The organism is Lacibacter sp., assembly GCF_057361365.1.
Genome location: NZ_JBMQSG010000022.1, coordinates 195,869 through 212,049 on the forward strand (window position 1 = coordinate 195,869; position 16,181 = coordinate 212,049).

Here is a 16,181-nt window from a genome sequence, read left to right on the forward strand (position 1 = left end):
AGGTACGCCTTAATACGATATCAGGTTTCAATACTTTTTTCACGTATCCTCAGTTCCTCCATATCAATAAGTGAATGATATTTCCTGATGAGCTCTTCATCAAACTCAGCTTTTTGATTCATCTTATTTAAAATTCGTCGCTGCTCATCGAGCAGTTCGAGGTAAACGTTATGATAATCGTTCAATGAGTGATCAACAACCTTTTCCTCTTCTTTCAGTGAATGATTAAAGTAATCTAACTCAGCTCTCAGCTTTGTCCTAAGATTGTTGAAATGATCGTTGTCCAGTAAATGATCGCCATACTTCTCATCTAAAAACTGGAGTGAGTAATGAGCCATTTTCTTTTGAATGATCTTTTCCTGCTGCAGTTCGGGAATTGAATCATCTTCATCTTCAAGGTTTACTTTGCGGATAACCCATGGAAGCGTTAATCCTTGTAACACCAATGTTACAAGAATAACAATAAAGGTGACGAACAGAATAAGATTGCGATGCGGGAAAGGTTGCCCATTAATATAAAGCGGTATTGAAAGTGCAGCAGCTAACGAGACCACACCCCTCATACCCGACCATCCGAAGATCATGGGACCTTTCCAACCCGGGTTTGGATTTGCTACTGTTATGAAGCGACTCATAAAGCGTGTAAATAAAGAAGCTCCGAATGTTGATGCAAGTCGAACGATAATTAAAACAAGTGATACAGCAAGTCCATATCCAATTGCTGTTCCCAAACTAATATCTCCCAATTGATCTGATACTGCAGGCAGTTGAAGACCTATAAGAAAAAAGATCAACCCGTTTAATACAAAAACAAAGCTGCTCCACACATTTACACTTTCCACCCTGCTGCGATAGCTAAGCATAACTTGTCGTTTACTTGATAACAGGAGCCCGCCCGCAACCACAGCAAGCACACCTGAAAAATGAAAATATTCCGCTGCATAATACATGCAGTAAGGAGTGATCAGTGTTAAAATTATTTCTATTCCGGAGGTTGTAGGCAGCCAGCGGTGAATAGCATAAAAAATCAGTCCAATGGCCAACCCGATTAATGTTCCCATCACAATCACTAAAACAAAACTTAATGCGGCTTCCTGCCAATGAAATTGCCCCGTGATAACAGCTGCTAAAGCAAAACGAAAAACAATAAGCGAAGAAGCATCGTTCAACAAACTTTCTCCTTCTGCAATACTCACCAGCAGCTTTGGTGCTTTTACCTGGCGCAAAATGGTTGTTGCAGAAACTGCATCCGGCGGAGAAACAATTCCACCTAATAAAAAACCCAACGCTAATGTAAAGCCGGGAATAATTGCATTAGATGCAAACGCAACAACAGATGAGGTGATAATCACAATCGGAAAAGCAAAACTCATGATGATGCGCCGCCATTTCCAGAATTCCTTCCACGAAACCTGCCATGCAGCCTCGTATAGTAAGGGTGGCAGAAAAATAAGAAAGATCAGTTCGGGATCAATAGTAACATTTGAAAACAGTTTCGTGAAACTCAGCAACAATCCACCCACCACTAACACGATGGGGTATGCCAGCTTCCATTTGTTGGCAAGCATTACTAATGCCAGGATGATGAGGATGAGATAAACATATTCAATGAAGTGGCTCTGCATGTCACGAATGTTTTTATAAAAATAATAAAAGTGCATATGGGCACTTCAGCAATTTTCGCTTTGTACTATCGTTGCCCTGACAGGGAACAAATATTTATGCCAATGTTGGATTAGTAACTTTACATAATGTGATCAAATCAATTCGGCTGCACGTCATTTTATTTCCATTCTGCTTTTAATTGATTGATCATGGTTGGCGACCCTCCATTGTATTCAATGCCAAATGCACCCCATTGATTGGATGTTACCCATGTTTCCAGCTTTACAGCTTTCACAATGCCCGGTCTGTCACGGCCAATGTTGTTCGATGATGTTGTTAATTCAGCAATAAGTTGATTTCCTTTTAACGCTACTGAAATTGTGCAAGGAGTGCGGTAAGCAGATGTGGAAACAGGTTCGGTCAACGGCGTTGCAACACCATTTTCATATTTCATCAACAGGCAGTCAACAGCATCGCCATATTTTGTTGTCCTTATTAATCGTAAGGCGTAACCCGTTCTTGTTTTCGCATCCATCTTTATCAATACATCCATATACAAATGCGCCACACTAAAACCCTGGCCGGCGGTTTTAAAAGGAGCAACAGTCAACACTAATTTCATGTCAGTAAAAATTTCGCCCACGGGTGTATAACTCATGCGTGCATGCCTCCCCTGCAAAAGGCCCTGCATATTGGCAGCGCCTTCCATTCCCTCACCATAGTACCATGCATCTTTTGAACGATCAACATTATTTCTTGCATCCTGTTCCTGTACATTGATATGATCCCATGACCAAAAGCCCGCCATTATGTTCAACTGGTTTTTAACCGAAGTGTTTTTGAAACCTGTTTCAAGCAGTTTGGAATCTACTTTAATATCCAATATGTTGTGGAGCGATGGACATGGCAATGTAATACCCTTCATCAGCTGGAGACAAAGTATAGTTTTTTAAGGGCCTGTTAAACCGTGAAACCATTATTTCAACAGGATTACTTCCTTTTGCATCAGTACAACGGAACCATTTTATATCGGAACGGTCGACATAAATGCTATTGAGTTTGTAAGTTGCTTTTAACACACCGTTGTTTTGCAAAACAACTGAAGGTGTAATAGCGAAAGCAGGGGCATCAAGTATTTGGGGTGTTACAACAAGCAACACTGCCGCTTCCAAACCAGATCTTGTTGAAGCAGTTACAAGTATATTCCTTGCAGTATCTAAATTGTTAATAGGAATCACCATGCAACTTTTTCCATCAAAAGTTGGTTTTAATTGTACGAAGGCTTTGTCTGTTGCTGCTATTTGCCAGGTGATTTTTTCCATGGCAGCTCTATAATTTCCAAACCGAAACAGGCTTGCGGTTAACAGTGCTTCATTCTTTTTTGTTTCGATAGTAGTGCTTGATGTAGAGATAGTCAATTGTATGGGCAGGTTTCTGATCGATCTGTTGTTTTCTTTTTCCCATTCCAACAATGTTTGTTTGAGGAACATGGGATCCCAATCGTCATCACCACTCAATAAGTTGTATGTATTGTAAAATGTTTTGCCTTTGTAATTGAAGCGATACAGCTCTATTGCATATTTCCCGTGCAAATCAACCGTTGTTGATTTATCTTTTTTACTGATGAACAGATCTTTTCCATTCAGTTTTACATTGTACTGGTAATTTTTTGTTGATACAGGCACTACTTCCTGCCATCCCCAATACTGATCTTGCTGCGAAGTAATTCTGCTGTCGATGATTGCCACCTGCCCACCTGCCTTTGTAAAATATTGCTGCCCTCCTGCCATTGATCTGATATCGCAATTCAAAAAAACTGCCCCGGTGCCGGTAGTACGGTAAAAGGGTTTCGACGAATAAAAATCCAATGTTGAATTCAGATACACTGCTGTACCGCAAAGTGCATCATCAGTAGATTCGAAATGACATCGATCGAATAATACACGCTTTCCACCAACAAACGGACAAAGATTTAAACGACTGATGAAGTTCGTATTGCGTGCAACAATTTTATCGCCATTGCAATGGATCAACTGCGCCTGCACAATTGCAGAAGCCCTTTTTGCCCGGTTTAGTGACGGCTTCAACGGATACACAAGATCCACATTGCAATAATTTCCAAACGTTACATTTTCAGCAGCAGTGCCTTGCCCAATAAAACGAAACATGGTAAAGTTTCCTTTTGCACCAATGGTTTGTCCACGGTTGCAAGCCAATACTACATTGTATGGATCATTGGTTAATCCATAGAACTGAAGCCATTCACATTTAATAACCATACCGTACGGCGTTGATCCTTCGGCCGGAACTCTTGTTGTGGTATCATCAGGATTATCGATCCAGTAAACATATGGTGCCATGTATAACTTCATCGGCTCCTGTTCAGTACCATCTTTTAATTTCTTTACTGCCTCCTGCACTGAATTGAAAACATAAGGATGTTGTGCAGTAATTGCATCGTTGAGGTTGCCGTCAATAAAAAAAGCATTTGGCCCGAGCTTGATCGTCTTTCCATCAAACACAATATGATCGCCATAAAATGCAATGGGCTGTTTTGGATCGAGGCTTTGGTAGTTACCCGTTTGAGCAAAAGAGCAATAACTGCCAAGCAGGAAAAAAAAGAATTGAATACTTTTCATGATACATGAAGGTTGAGCTTCGTTTCAAAAAGTAAACAGAAAAATTCAGAATGGACAATTTTTTTGTGAGTACTGCCTTCCTTGATAATTTTCCAGCGGTGTGGGCATGTATAGTTCCGTTTATTCAATAACTTAACAATATGAAGAGTTGCATTTGCATACTGACGACGATCTTACTTTCCTTCACTTCGTTTTCTCAAAGCGTAAAGCTTGACAGAAAAAATCTTGAAGCAGTGCAGGTAGAAATGTCAATTGAAAGATTAATGGGCAGCCAGGTAGTGAAAGTGATTAAAGATTCAGCTGTGAAAGCAGTTGATGAACCCACTTTTGTAAAGATCAAAGGAATCGATTTTAGAAATGGTACGATCGAGATTAAGGTATTGAGCAGGTTGTTGAAAAATGCCTCGGAGTTTGCAAGAGGGTTTATTGGTATTGCATTTCGTATAAATGAGAGTAATACAAAATTTGAGAATATTTATTTGCGGCCAACCAATGGCAGAGCAAACGATCAGGTGCGACGGAATCATTCCATTCAATATTTTTCTTATCCTGATTATAAGTTTGATCGTCTTCGCAAAGAAGCCCCTGAGCGTTATGAATCTTATGCCGATATGGAGTTGGATAAATGGATCACCATACGGATTGAAGTAAACGGTACGCAGGCAAAACTTTTTCTTGGCAACGATCAACAACCATCATTAATCGTAAATGATCTGAAGCATGGTGCAAATGCATCTGGCGCCATTGCTTTATGGGTTGATGTTGGAACGGAAGGATATTTTAAGGATCTGAAGATCACAAAAAAGTAATTTTTCCATCTGTCAGCGGATGCTGGTTTCAATAAATAAAAGACAATTAAGATTTAGGTCGAAACTTATAAACGCTAACGACCTATACCAATGCCTTCAAGCATCTGAGGTTTTACTTTACCATCAAATGCAATTATGAGCATGGTTTCATCATTTATAATGTGATTGTGTTGTGCAAATTCCTGCCAGTTAAAATTTATTGGCAGCATAGCAAAACGAAGTTTATGATGATTGAGTTTATGCTGTTCGATCAATTGCTGCTTGGTAACATTGTCCACTTCTGGTAAAAAAACAGAAACTGGTTTTATTTTGTGCTGAAGGTAGTAATCAATGGTAATGAGTTGATGCAATACGGCATCGTCGGGAAAAGCTTCTTTTGCATATGCAAACAACATACTGTACACATCTTTCAGATCGTGTTTATGAAAATCGCAATGCTCAGTAAAGTAATTGCCTAAGCCTTGTAAGAAATCGAACACACTGTAATAAGCCGTAACATATTTCAGTGTGTGAATTGCACGAGGCTTGTTCCAGTAAATTTCCAATGCTTCTTCTGTTAGTGTAACCTGTCTTAATTCTTCTTTGCCCAGGTAGTTGCTTTCGATGATCTGGTAAGGCGCAACAGGATCGTAGATATAGCCATGTGCAGCTGCTGTTTTGCGTACCGGTGTTCCTTTTAAGAATTTGAGAAAGCCCAGTTGTAATTCGGGTGCAAAAAGTTTGAATACTTCTTCGAAGCTGTATTTAATATCTTCAAAATAATCGAGCGGTAAACCAACGATGAGATCGAGGTGCAGATCAACTACATCCTGCACCTGTTTGATGATACCTTTAGTTTTTTCAAAATTCTGTTTACGGCTTACTTCCAGGTTTGCTTTTTGGTTGACGGTTTGAATTCCTATCTCGAAACGGAACAAACCTTTCGGTACTTTTTCGTTGATGAACTTAATAATATCAGGATGCAGAATATCAGCGGTAATTTCAAACTGGAACACATTCCCTGGCTTGTAATGATCGAGAATAAACTGAAATACATCGAGTGTGAAATCACGCTTCATGTTAAACGTACGATCAAGAAATTTGATCACACGGCCATGCGTCATTAAATAAAGGAGGTTGCTTTTAATATCGCCCATTGGCAGGTAACGAACATTATTATCTAAACTCGCCAAACAAAAACCACACTTGTAGGGACAACCACGGCTTGTTTCAATATAACATACCTTGTTATACAGGTCTTCCAACGGATCATTGATGTATGGATTTACGCCCATGAAATTGCTCACATCATAAGTAACGCCTTTTTCTTCGTAACGTACTTCACCATCAACCTTATAAACAAGATTGGGAACTGCATTTACATTCGGGTAATGTGTTAAGAATTCATGGAACGGAATTTCACCTTCACCTGTAATGATGTAATCGATACAATCGTTGGCAATGATCTCTTCCCATTCGTAACTCACTTCGGGTCCGCCCAATAAAATTTTGCAGTTGGGGTTAATGGCCTTGATGCGTTCCGCCACTTTCAGCGTTTGTGTGATATTCCAGATATAACAACTGAACGCCACCACATCGTTTTCCGCACACTCTTTGGCGATCTCGTCTACATTCATGCGTATGGTAAACTCCTTCCACGATAAACCTTCGTGGTGCTTATTCAATTCATACAAAATGCGGATCGCAAGATTGAGATGAATATATTTCGCATTAAGGGTGGTGAGTAACAAACGCATCCGGCAAAAATACTATAGTATGCCATACCTACGCAGGTTGATGATTTTGCGAGAGATGGCATATCCAATTTAAAAATTCTTCTTAAAAATTTGCGTAAGTAAATACTTACGCATACTTTCGTGTAAGTAAACGCTTACATATATGGCTTACGAAGCAAGACGGGATGTGTTTCAGGCAATTGCCGACCCCACACGTAGAGAAATAATCGGGCTGGTTGTAAAGCAGCCCCAAAACCTGAATGCACTGGCGGGCAATTTCAATATGAGCCGTCCGGCTATTTCGCAGCATGTGAAAATATTAACGGAATGTGGTTTGCTCATCATCAAACAAAAAGGCAGGGAACGCTATTGCGAAGCAAAGCTTGATCAGTTGAATGAAGTATCGGCATGGATCGAACAATACAAACAATTCTGGGAACAAAAACTGGATGCTTTAGAAAGCTACCTCGAAAAAATTCAACAGCAACCAAAAACAAAAAAGAATGTCGGCAGGAAATAACAAAGAAGGGCGTTTCATCCTCTTAACAAAATTACTCAACGCTCCTGTTGAAAAAGTTTGGGAAGTATGGAGCAATCCCGATCACATTAAATATTGGTGGGGACCGAACGGCTTTTCTAATACCATTACAAAAATGGATCTGCAAACCGGTGGTGAATGGTTACTCGTTATGCATGGGCCCGATGGTACAGATTATGATAACAGGAGTGTGTTTACGGAAGTTGCTATAAACAAGAAGATCGCTTATGAACATATTAGCGGACATTATTTTATTGCAACAATTGAATTTGAAGCAAACGCTGAAACAACGGTGATGCATTGGGAGATGCTATTTCCAACCAGGGAGGAGTATCATCTATTTGTTCACGAGTACAAAGCAGGGGAAAGTTTGCAGCAGAATATTGATCGCCTGGCAAACTATCTCGAAACATCAAATTAATCATTCTAAAAAAGAAAAGCATGTCTGTAACAACTAACACTTCCGACAGAGAACTCCGTTTAACACGTTTGTTGAAAGCACCGGTTGAATTGGTATGGGAAGTATTTACCAACGCCGAACATATTAAGCACTGGTGGGGACCAAACGGTTTTACCAATACCATTACAAAGATGGATGTGGAACCAGAAGGCGAATGGGATCTTGTGATGCATGGCCCCGATGGTACGGATTATAAAAACAAAGCGGTGTTTAAAGAGATCATCAAACATAAAAAGATCGTGTATGCTCATGTAAGCGGTCCGAAGTTTTTAACCACGATCGAATTCGAAGACAAAGGCGATCATACACATATCAGCTGGCACATGTTATTTGAAAGCAGAGAACAGTTTATACAAACAGTGAAAACATTTAAAGCTGATGAAGGACTGAAACAAAACATCGAACGCCTGCAACAGTACCTCAATGAACAAATACAACATCAACAATCATAATCGTTAAACCTTATTCAAATGCAAACAACAGAAAGTATTGTTCTCGAAAAAACATACAATGCTCCAATTGCACTTGTATGGTCGGCCATTACCCAAGAACAACACATGCGCCACTGGTATTTTGATTTTCATAACAGCTTTCAATTGATTGTTGGCTCACACTTTGAATGGCAGGGTGGTGATCCGAAAGGAAAACAATGGTTGCACCGTGGTGAAATGCTGGAGATTGTTCCTAATAAAAAGTTAGTCCATAGCTGGACGTATCCTGGTTACAGTGGCAAAGCCATTGCATACTGGGAATTAACTGAACTTGATGCCAACAGCACAAAACTCAACTTTCGTTTTGAATTTGCAGAACCATTTGATGCAAATGAACCTGCCTTGGTGCGTGGTAATTTTGTAACGGGTTGGAACGAACTCATTAACAACAGCCTTGAAAATTATCTCAACAAACAATAAACTATATCATCATGTCAACAGTAAAAGAACAGTTTTCAATCAGCAGAACATTTAACGCATCAAAGCAGCAGGTGTTCGATGCATTCAGCAATGCAGAAGCATTAGCCCAATGGTGGGGACCGGCAAACATGGACATTGATGTAGTGAAGTTGGATTTTCGTCCGCAAGGAATTTTTCATTATGGTATGAAGATGGGCGATACAATGCGCTATGGTGTATTTCATTATGTAGCTATTGAAGAACCAAACCGTATTGAATGGATCAACTCGTTTGCAGATGAAGCAGGAGAAATTATCCAGGCCCCTTTTCCCGGTTTGGTCTTTCCGAAAGAAGTGATGAACATCATGACACTCAGCGAAGAGAATGGAGTAACCACATTACATTTAACCGGCTATCCCATCAATGCAAATGTAGAAGAAGAAAACACATACTATTCAATGTTTGCAAGTATGAACCAAGGCTTTAATGGTACATTAGATCAATTGGAAAATTACCTGGAGAAAGCAATCGAAAAATAGAAACACTAATTTATTTTACACAACAGATTCAAATAAAAAGCAGTGGTACCTGATCGATCGCTGCTTTTTATTTTTTCGACCTTAACAGATCATGAAGATTTGTAATTACGGCTTCCGTATAATAATGCTGTGCATCAGCAGGTTTTTCTGTATCACTTTGTAATTCGCCAGAACAAACTATTTCTCTGCCATAAGCAATAGAAAAGTAGGCGTATGTTTTACCGCCCGATTCAGGCACGGGTGAAGCATAGCCAGTTATACCTGCACCCCAATGACTGGCAAACATTTGCTGTACATGCAAAGCCATTTGGTTAGCCACCTGTTGCGACACAGCGTTCACTGCTAATGCATGAACAGGCTCTACTTGTAAATGTTTAAATTTTTGCGCAGTGTTGTATACCGTAATTCCTCCCTGAAATAATTGTGCTGCATTTTCTATAGAACTAAGTGCAAATTGCAGCAGGCCACTACTCACACTTTCGGCTACGGCAATGGTTTCTTTTCGCTCTAATAATTTAAGACCAATAAGGGCCAGCTTTTTCTGATCAAATTGTTTCATGCGCTGTTTTCTTCTCCTCGTTTCAATACAATCTTTTGACTAGCAATTTTTACAACTATCACAAATTCAATTTGTATGCCAGTGGTTTAGCGCAAAGAACAATTTGGAGCACGAGATGATTATTGTGCTTTTGCCCCTAAAAATCCACACTCCCCTTCAACAATTAGTTGGCACGTAAATTTCATGGATGTTAAAGGCAGCTGTTAACAGCTTATGCAAACAACAACTGCCGCTAATTCTTACAAAAACATTTAACTTATGGCAACAAGAACAATTGAAGTGTTAAACGATCTCATCGAGATCAATTACGACCGCATCGAAGGCTATCGTAAAGCCGCTGAAGAAAGCAAAGAATTTGATGTATCGCTGCATCCGTTATTTCAAAGCAAAGCTGATGAAAGCAGGAAACATGTATCAGCCTTGGTTGAAAGTGTGAGAGCAATGGGCGGCGAGGCCGAAAGAGGTTCAACCACCATGGGAAAAATTTATCGTGCATGGATGGATGTGAAAGCGAGTTTTTCAGGCAATGATCGCCAAAGCATGATTGAATCATGTGAGTACGGGGAAGATCAGGCATTAAAAGCTTACGACAAAGCTCTTGAAGTTGATGAGAATGTTGATCCTGCTGCAAGGCAAATGATCAGCATGCAAAAGAATACGATCCAGAGAAGTCATGATGAAATAAGAGCATTAAGAGACGCTGGTAGATAAAAGAAAAACACAACAGGCGGAACTTTTTCGTTCCGCTTGTTGTGTTTAATCAACTGATCATGCCTTCAACAGTGATACGTTCGTATGAATACTTGCCGGAAAAAAACAGTTTGATTGTTACGTTTATTTCAGGCAGCCGCTACATGTATACGCATGTATCAACTGAAACCTTCGAAGCATTTAAAAACGCTTTTTCCAAGGGCACTTATTTTAACCAGTTTATAAAGCCCTTTCATTCGTTTAAGAAATTGGCAAGTTGATCTTCCGCACCTTATTGTATTTATAGAGTGGCAGTGGGCGTAACTTTGATCCGGTATTCTCTATGCAACTACTTACCAATATACAGCAGTGCCGTCTTTGCAAACAATATTTACCCTTTGCGCCCAATCCTATTTTACAGTTTTCTCCCAAAGCGAGAATCATTATTATTGGTCAGGCGCCGGGTGTTAGAGCACATGAGAGCAATAAACCATGGAACGATGCCAGTGGTGAACGTTTACGTAGTTGGTTAGGTGTTGATGCAGATAGCTTTTATAATGCAGAAAAGTTTGCGTTGGTACCAATGGGCTTCTGTTATCCCGGCAAAGGAAAAAGTGGCGACCTGGCTCCAAGACCTGAATGCTCGCAACAATGGCATGCTGCTTTGCTGGGTAAGGCAAAACAAGTGCAACTAAAAATCCTCATCGGCAGTTATGCCCAGTCTTATTATTTAAAAGAAAAACAACAACCTACCCTCACAGAAACTGTAATGGCATTTCAATTATACATGCCGGAGTACATAGTTCTGCCACATCCCTCGCCAAGAAATAATATCTGGCTAAAGAAAAATAAATGGTTTGAAGAAGAATTGCTGCCGATATTAAAAGATCAGGTAGAGAAGACTTTAAATCAATAATTATATCTATTTGTTTTAGCTATGGAAACGACATTCTAACCGCACATCAAAAAAGGAAGAGTGAGTTTATGCAACATTCTTCAATCCATTAATTTCGCTCCCAAACCAAAACCCTTCCATTATAATGAAACAATTAATCCTTATCATTTTGCTTAGTCCCGCAATGATGCTTCATGCTCAAACAACATCAAAAAATCAAAAACCGGTTCGTTTTTTATTGGGCGCTGCACTGGAATTTGGTGGCGATAATGTTGCTGAAGTTTATTTTACCGATGGCAGCACACAAAAAATGAATGCCGGTCAAGGAGGCACTTTGTTCGCTGGCGGACAAGTACGTTTAGACAAATCAGAAAAATTATTCTTACGTGTAAGTGTGGGCATTAAATATCTTACCACCAAGGCCGATAATGTGCATGTTCGTTTAACACGTGTTCCTTTACAACTATCACTTAACTATATGCCAGTGAAAAAATTAAGATTTGCTGCTGCTGTTGTTTCGCATCAGGCTGTTAATTTAAAGTTTGATGGAATTGGTGAAGATGCAAAGTTTAAATCATCTCCGGGTTTGCAACTGGAAGCAGGATATGGCTTGTTTGCATTATCCTACACGTTTATGAAATACAAAGATGATAACAGTAACTCGTATAATGCCAATGCTATTGGTGTTACTATTTCCGGAGTGTTTTAAAAATTTTCAGTGTTTTTAAAAATAAACGCCTCCAAATGGAGGCGTCTTCATTTATTAAATTAAAAAGTGATTAACTAAGTTGTTCTATAAAAGGCAACTTACGAATTCGTTTTCCTGTAGCAGCAAAAATGGCGTTTGCCAATGCAGGAGCTACCGGTGGTAAGCCAGGCTCTCCCAATCCAGTAGGCGCTTCATCGCTCTCCACAAATTTTACTTCAATATCCTGCGGAGCCTCTCTCATCCGAAGCATCCGATATATATGAAAATTTGTTTCAGCCACAGCGCCATTCACAAAAGTAACTTTTGGAAACATCGCATGTGAAATACCATCAACAATAGAACCTTGTATTTGATTTTCAGCTCCGCTTAAATTAATTACACGTCCGCAGTTAACAGCGCAATACACTTTCCTGATCTTTGGTTGGCCATCCACCAGTTGCACTTCTACAACTTGTGCCACATATGAACCAAACGAGAACCAGGTAGAAAAACCTTTGAACACACCGGCAGTTTTTGTACCCCAGTTGCTCATCTTCGCCACAAGGTCAATCACAGTTTTATATTTATCCGGATCGTAATTAATTTTTCCTACTGTTGACTGCTTTGCTTTTTGCAACAGCTCTAAACGAAATGCTACAGGATCTTTCGTCAGTGCTGTGCATATTTCATCCATAAAACTTTCAGCAGCAAATGCAAGTGTATTAGCGCCCGGTGCACGCCACCACCCCGTTGGTGTGTTACTGGTGAAGCCTTGTCCTTCGGCACGATAATTTGCCAGTGCTCCTGCAACATAACTATCACCTCTCACTCCACGACCAATACCAACTCCCGATTGATGCCATGCTAATAAATCATTTGCTGATAGTGCAGCACGGTATCTCCACATTTCTGCCGGACGATAAAAATCATTTTGCATATCATCTTCACGAGCCCATTGCACTTGTACAGGCGCTTGAGCCGCTGCAGAAATTAATGCAGCCTCAACGCCATTATCAGTCATTAATTTTCTTCCAAAGCCACCGCCTTGTCGGGGTGATGAAATAGTAATATTCTCTTCAGTAATTCCTAATTGTTTCGCCACTTCAGTTCTTACTGCACCCGGAACCTGCGTTGGGCCAAATAACTCTGCTTTTCCGTTCTGCACATTTGCATAAAAGTTAAGAGGCTCCATTTGTCCGTGCGACAGTGTTGGTATTTCGTAAGTAACATCAAGTACTTTGCCTGCTTCTTTCAATACGGCATCAACATCTCCATCATTTCTTGCAGGTGCCGTTGGAGCTGGTTTTTCTAACAGCGTTTTAAACGCAGCGAAATGATCGGTGCTATTCTCCAGTTTTTCTGTTGCATTCCATTGAACAATTAATGCATCTCTTCCTTTTTTTGCTGCCCAGGTTGATGTAGCCAGCACCGCAACTGAATTTTTCAGCTTTACTACTTTTTTTACGCCTTCAATTTTAAATGCCGCGGCATCATTTACTTCACCTAATGTTTTTCCATACGCAGGGGGTCGGCTCACCATTGCATACAGCATTCCTTCTCTCCTTGTATCAATACCAAAAAGCGGTTGGCCCGTTACAATTTTATGCGCATCAATGTCTTTAACACGTGTGCCTATGAGTTTAAAATCTTTAGGATCTTTTAATGTTGGCTTGGCAGGAACTTCAAGCTTGGCTGCAGTTGCAGCCAACTGTCCATAACCCAGTTTTTTACCAGAAGGTTTGTGAATCACTTCACCATTTTCAACTACGCATTCTGTTACAGGAACACCCCATGTTTGTGCCGCAGCAGCTACCAGCATTTCACGTGCTGTTGCTCCAACGGTTCGTAATTCTGTAAATCGTCCTCTTACTGAACCACTGCCCCCTGCAGTTTGTCTTCCGAACTGGCTGTTTAGCGGAGCTAAATTAACCTGTATCTTTTTCCAGTCAACACCCAGTTCCTCTGCAACAATCATTGGAAGCGATGTTTTTACACCCTGGCCAATCTCTGGATTAGGTGCTAACAACACAATTGAACCATCGGCTCCAATTTTGATATAAGCATTTGGAGCAAAGACCACATCTTCCAATCCTTTTGCTTCGGCAGGAAGATTGAATAAACTAAAACTGATAAGCATACCTCCGCCCGATGCAGCGGATACTTTCAGAAAATTTCTTCTTGAATATGTTGTTGACATAAATTAGTTTTTGCTTTGTTTTTCAGCCGCCAAATGAATTGCTTTCCTGATACGCATATGTGTGCCACACCTGCAAATGTTTCCCGACATGGCATCATCGATATCTTTATCTGTAGGTTTTGCTTTTCGTTTCAATAGCGCAGCAGCACTCATGATTTGCCCCGCCTGACAATAGCCACATTGGGAAACATCCAATTCTTCCCATGCCTGTTGAAGGGGATGATTACCTGTTTCACTTAACCCTTCAATAGTAACAATGGCGTTTGTTTTTACTGACGAAACCGGCAGTGTGCAGGAGCGAACGGCGTTACCGTTTAAATGAACGGTACATGCGCCACACTGTGCCATGCCACAACCGAATTTTGTTCCAACTAAATTTAAATGATCCCTTAACACCCATAATAAAGGTGTATCGGCGGCAGCTTCAACCTGCAGGGTTTTGCCATTTACAGAAAGTGAATAGTTCGGCATAAAAGTGAATTAATTATTTTTTGATCTAAAAGACGCAGCAAAAGCTTGGGCTACTAAAATTAATTTTTAATAGTCATCAAAACAAAGAGAGATTTAATAAAGGGATGACCGGCAAACAAAAGCAGCAAGAATCTGGAATAGTACAGCTGGTGGGCGGGTGCGTTGTTACAAACCCTGTTGCAAAAGATAGCGAAGCATACCAAACACTGCACTTATTGCAATCCAGGTGATCATGCCAATTTTAAAACGGTACATGGCCAGAAATGAAAGAAGCACCCATACAAAAGAGACCGGTTCGAAACCTGCAAATGAAAACCCTTTTGGAAACAATACCGCTTTACCAAGGTAAATACTAAGGTTCAATACAACACCCACTACAGCAGCAGTTACCAGTGAAAGTATTTGTTTGATGGTTTTGTTTTCCTGTGTACGTTCAATGATTGGAGCGCCAACAAAAATAAACAGGAAGCAAGGAAGAAATGTATAAAACGTTGTAGCAACGAGACCTAACGAACCCATAGCAAGAGAATGATTGAACCCGTTATAACCTGCCATAAATCCAACAAATACCAGGATCATAATTAAGGGCCCCGGAGTTGTTTCGCCGAGTGCAAGTCCATCGATCATTTGCAGGTTTGAAAGCCAGTGAAATTTTTCAACACTCACCTGCGCCACATAAGGCAACACTGCGTATGCTCCTCCAAAGGTTACCAATGCAGCCTGCGTAAAAAATAACGCCAGTTGTTTCCAGAAAGCGAAATCGCTGGTAAAGAAATAAAATAAAGCGAGTGAGCCTCCCCAAAGTAAAACGGCCGTTAACACCTGTTTCCAAAAGCGGTGCGGATTAAATCCTATGCCTTCTACTTTGGTATGTTTGTTTATATAATATTCCGTTTCGTCTATTTCCTTTGTGCTTCTTTTATTACTACTACCCACCAGCAGCACTGGAAAAATCTTTTGGGCTATTGCTGCCATTACAATAGCTGCAACAATGATGAGTGGAAACGGAATGTTGAAAAAGAAAATGCAGATAAAAGCCGCAGCTGCCACTACATAATGGAAAGGACTGAGCAATGATTTCTTCCCGATCTTGATTAAAGCAAGCAATACAATGGCGATAACCGCAGGCTTTAAACCATCGAATAATGCATACACCAATGGCAATTGACCAAAAGAAACATATACGGCACTTAAGCCAAGCAAAATAAACATTGATGGAAGCACGAAAAGAATACCTGCTGCAAGTCCGCCTATTGTGCCATGCAACATCCAACCGATATAAGTTGCCAGTTGCTGTGCTTCGGGCCCGGGCAATAGCATACAATAATTCAACGCATGTAAAAACTTGCTATCGCTTATCCATTTCTTTTTCTCAACAAGAAACTCATGCATGATGGCAACCTGACCTGCAGGTCCGCCAAAACTGATAAAGCCCAGCTTTATCCAAAAAATAAGTGCTTCCTTGAAGGTGGGTTTTTGTGTCATA

At 40.3% G+C, this 16,181-nt stretch carries 18 protein-coding genes; 10 read left to right on the plus strand and 8 right to left on the minus strand.

Annotation, left to right across the window (positions count from 1 at the left end; genetic code table 11):
- Positions 1-20: 20 nt before the first annotated feature.
- From ACO1QW_RS19120 to ACO1QW_RS19130, 3 genes are all read right to left on the minus strand, one after another.
- Positions 21-1,625, minus strand: a complete 1,605-nt coding sequence (locus ACO1QW_RS19120; protein ID WP_486260985.1) for a Na+/H+ antiporter — start codon at positions 1,623-1,625, stop codon at positions 21-23.
- 158 nt (positions 1,626-1,783) lie between these two features.
- Positions 1,784-2,413, minus strand: a complete 630-nt coding sequence (locus ACO1QW_RS19125; RefSeq protein WP_486260986.1) for a BTB/POZ domain-containing protein — start codon at positions 2,411-2,413, stop codon at positions 1,784-1,786.
- A gap of 64 nt (positions 2,414-2,477) precedes the next feature.
- The gene (locus tag ACO1QW_RS19130) at positions 2,478-4,244 is read right to left on the minus strand and encodes a pectinesterase (protein WP_486260987.1); all 1,767 of its coding nucleotides are present in this window, start codon (positions 4,242-4,244) and stop codon (positions 2,478-2,480) included.
- Between the two features lie 140 nt (positions 4,245-4,384).
- Between ACO1QW_RS19130 and ACO1QW_RS19135 the strand changes: the two genes are divergently transcribed.
- Positions 4,385-5,053, plus strand: coding sequence for a hypothetical protein (locus ACO1QW_RS19135; RefSeq protein ID WP_486260988.1), 669 nt, complete (start codon positions 4,385-4,387; stop codon positions 5,051-5,053).
- A gap of 74 nt (positions 5,054-5,127) precedes the next feature.
- Here ACO1QW_RS19135 and ACO1QW_RS19140 read toward each other — a convergent pair whose 3' ends face one another.
- On the minus strand, positions 5,128-6,789 hold the full coding sequence (locus tag ACO1QW_RS19140; protein WP_486260989.1) for a B12-binding domain-containing radical SAM protein: 1,662 nt from the start codon (positions 6,787-6,789) through the stop codon (positions 5,128-5,130).
- A 142-nt stretch (positions 6,790-6,931) separates the two neighbouring features.
- On the opposite strand from ACO1QW_RS19140, the gene ACO1QW_RS19145 reads away from it, so the two are divergent.
- Genes ACO1QW_RS19145 through ACO1QW_RS19165 form a run of 5 tightly spaced genes read left to right on the plus strand, consistent with a single transcriptional unit; the run spans position 6,932 to position 9,195 of the window.
- On the plus strand, positions 6,932-7,288 hold the full coding sequence (locus ACO1QW_RS19145; protein WP_486260990.1) for an ArsR/SmtB family transcription factor: 357 nt from the start codon (positions 6,932-6,934) through the stop codon (positions 7,286-7,288).
- Complete coding sequence (locus tag ACO1QW_RS19150) at positions 7,272-7,727, plus strand: SRPBCC family protein (protein ID WP_486260991.1); 456 nt, start codon at positions 7,272-7,274, stop codon at positions 7,725-7,727. The genes ACO1QW_RS19145 and ACO1QW_RS19150 overlap by 17 nt, the downstream gene beginning before the upstream one ends.
- 20 nt (positions 7,728-7,747) lie before the next feature.
- Positions 7,748-8,218 (plus strand): SRPBCC family protein, encoded by a 471-nt coding sequence (locus ACO1QW_RS19155; RefSeq protein WP_486260992.1) that lies wholly within the window; start codon positions 7,748-7,750, stop codon positions 8,216-8,218.
- Between the two features lie 18 nt (positions 8,219-8,236).
- Positions 8,237-8,677, plus strand: a complete 441-nt coding sequence (locus ACO1QW_RS19160) for an SRPBCC family protein (RefSeq protein WP_486260993.1) — start codon at positions 8,237-8,239, stop codon at positions 8,675-8,677.
- Between the two features lie 11 nt (positions 8,678-8,688).
- A complete protein-coding gene (locus tag ACO1QW_RS19165; protein ID WP_486260994.1) occupies positions 8,689-9,195 on the plus strand; it encodes an SRPBCC family protein in 507 nt (168 codons plus the stop codon).
- Positions 9,196-9,262: 67 nt separating this feature from the next.
- Here the strand turns inward: ACO1QW_RS19165 and ACO1QW_RS19170 are convergent, their stop codons facing one another.
- Positions 9,263-9,754, minus strand: a complete 492-nt coding sequence (locus ACO1QW_RS19170) for a CinA family protein (RefSeq protein WP_486260995.1) — start codon at positions 9,752-9,754, stop codon at positions 9,263-9,265.
- Positions 9,755-10,012: 258 nt separating this feature from the next.
- On the opposite strand from ACO1QW_RS19170, the gene ACO1QW_RS19175 reads away from it, so the two are divergent.
- From ACO1QW_RS19175 to ACO1QW_RS19190, 4 genes are all read left to right on the plus strand, one after another.
- Positions 10,013-10,465, plus strand: a complete 453-nt coding sequence (locus ACO1QW_RS19175; RefSeq protein WP_486260996.1) for a ferritin-like domain-containing protein — start codon at positions 10,013-10,015, stop codon at positions 10,463-10,465.
- A 59-nt stretch (positions 10,466-10,524) separates the two neighbouring features.
- Positions 10,525-10,725, plus strand: coding sequence for a KTSC domain-containing protein (locus ACO1QW_RS19180; RefSeq protein WP_486260997.1), 201 nt, complete (start codon positions 10,525-10,527; stop codon positions 10,723-10,725).
- A 62-nt stretch (positions 10,726-10,787) separates the two neighbouring features.
- Positions 10,788-11,360 (plus strand): uracil-DNA glycosylase family protein, encoded by a 573-nt coding sequence (locus ACO1QW_RS19185; protein ID WP_486260998.1) that lies wholly within the window; start codon positions 10,788-10,790, stop codon positions 11,358-11,360.
- 124 nt (positions 11,361-11,484) lie between these two features.
- Positions 11,485-12,048, plus strand: a complete 564-nt coding sequence (locus ACO1QW_RS19190; RefSeq protein ID WP_486260999.1) for a hypothetical protein — start codon at positions 11,485-11,487, stop codon at positions 12,046-12,048.
- A 70-nt stretch (positions 12,049-12,118) separates the two neighbouring features.
- Here the strand turns inward: ACO1QW_RS19190 and ACO1QW_RS19195 are convergent, their stop codons facing one another.
- The 3 genes from ACO1QW_RS19195 to chrA all read right to left on the minus strand — a co-directional run bounded on the left by ACO1QW_RS19195 (position 12,119) and on the right by chrA (position 16,180).
- Positions 12,119-14,224, minus strand: a complete 2,106-nt coding sequence (locus ACO1QW_RS19195; protein ID WP_486261000.1) for a xanthine dehydrogenase family protein molybdopterin-binding subunit — start codon at positions 14,222-14,224, stop codon at positions 12,119-12,121.
- Positions 14,225-14,227: 3 nt separating this feature from the next.
- On the minus strand, positions 14,228-14,695 hold the full coding sequence (locus tag ACO1QW_RS19200; protein ID WP_486261001.1) for a (2Fe-2S)-binding protein: 468 nt from the start codon (positions 14,693-14,695) through the stop codon (positions 14,228-14,230).
- 165 nt (positions 14,696-14,860) lie between these two features.
- Positions 14,861-16,180: a chromate efflux transporter gene (gene chrA, locus ACO1QW_RS19205; protein ID WP_486261002.1), complete on the minus strand. Its 1,320-nt coding sequence runs from the start codon at positions 16,178-16,180 to the stop codon at positions 14,861-14,863.
- Position 16,181 lies beyond the last annotated feature (1 nt).

What these genes read in the sequence shown, in the direction of transcription:
- ACO1QW_RS19120 (WP_486260985.1), bottom strand. Translation starts at nt 1,625, where the DNA reads ATGCAGAGCCACTTCATTGAATATGTTTATCTCATCCTCATCATCCTG.
- ACO1QW_RS19125 (WP_486260986.1), bottom strand. Translation starts at nt 2,413, where the DNA reads ATGGCGGGCTTTTGGTCATGGGATCATATCAATGTACAGGAACAGGAT.
- ACO1QW_RS19130 (WP_486260987.1), bottom strand. Translation starts at nt 4,244, where the DNA reads ATGAAAAGTATTCAATTCTTTTTTTTCCTGCTTGGCAGTTATTGCTCT.
- ACO1QW_RS19135 (WP_486260988.1), top strand. Translation starts at nt 4,385, where the DNA reads ATGAAGAGTTGCATTTGCATACTGACGACGATCTTACTTTCCTTCACT.
- ACO1QW_RS19140 (WP_486260989.1), bottom strand. Translation starts at nt 6,789, where the DNA reads ATGCGTTTGTTACTCACCACCCTTAATGCGAAATATATTCATCTCAAT.
- ACO1QW_RS19145 (WP_486260990.1), top strand. Translation starts at nt 6,932, where the DNA reads ATGGCTTACGAAGCAAGACGGGATGTGTTTCAGGCAATTGCCGACCCC.
- ACO1QW_RS19150 (WP_486260991.1), top strand. Translation starts at nt 7,272, where the DNA reads ATGTCGGCAGGAAATAACAAAGAAGGGCGTTTCATCCTCTTAACAAAA.
- ACO1QW_RS19155 (WP_486260992.1), top strand. Translation starts at nt 7,748, where the DNA reads ATGTCTGTAACAACTAACACTTCCGACAGAGAACTCCGTTTAACACGT.
- ACO1QW_RS19160 (WP_486260993.1), top strand. Translation starts at nt 8,237, where the DNA reads ATGCAAACAACAGAAAGTATTGTTCTCGAAAAAACATACAATGCTCCA.
- ACO1QW_RS19165 (WP_486260994.1), top strand. Translation starts at nt 8,689, where the DNA reads ATGTCAACAGTAAAAGAACAGTTTTCAATCAGCAGAACATTTAACGCA.
- ACO1QW_RS19170 (WP_486260995.1), bottom strand. Translation starts at nt 9,754, where the DNA reads ATGAAACAATTTGATCAGAAAAAGCTGGCCCTTATTGGTCTTAAATTA.
- ACO1QW_RS19175 (WP_486260996.1), top strand. Translation starts at nt 10,013, where the DNA reads ATGGCAACAAGAACAATTGAAGTGTTAAACGATCTCATCGAGATCAAT.
- ACO1QW_RS19180 (WP_486260997.1), top strand. Translation starts at nt 10,525, where the DNA reads ATGCCTTCAACAGTGATACGTTCGTATGAATACTTGCCGGAAAAAAAC.
- ACO1QW_RS19185 (WP_486260998.1), top strand. Translation starts at nt 10,788, where the DNA reads ATGCAACTACTTACCAATATACAGCAGTGCCGTCTTTGCAAACAATAT.
- ACO1QW_RS19190 (WP_486260999.1), top strand. Translation starts at nt 11,485, where the DNA reads ATGAAACAATTAATCCTTATCATTTTGCTTAGTCCCGCAATGATGCTT.
- ACO1QW_RS19195 (WP_486261000.1), bottom strand. Translation starts at nt 14,224, where the DNA reads ATGTCAACAACATATTCAAGAAGAAATTTTCTGAAAGTATCCGCTGCA.
- ACO1QW_RS19200 (WP_486261001.1), bottom strand. Translation starts at nt 14,695, where the DNA reads ATGCCGAACTATTCACTTTCTGTAAATGGCAAAACCCTGCAGGTTGAA.
- chrA (WP_486261002.1), bottom strand. Translation starts at nt 16,180, where the DNA reads ATGACACAAAAACCCACCTTCAAGGAAGCACTTATTTTTTGGATAAAG.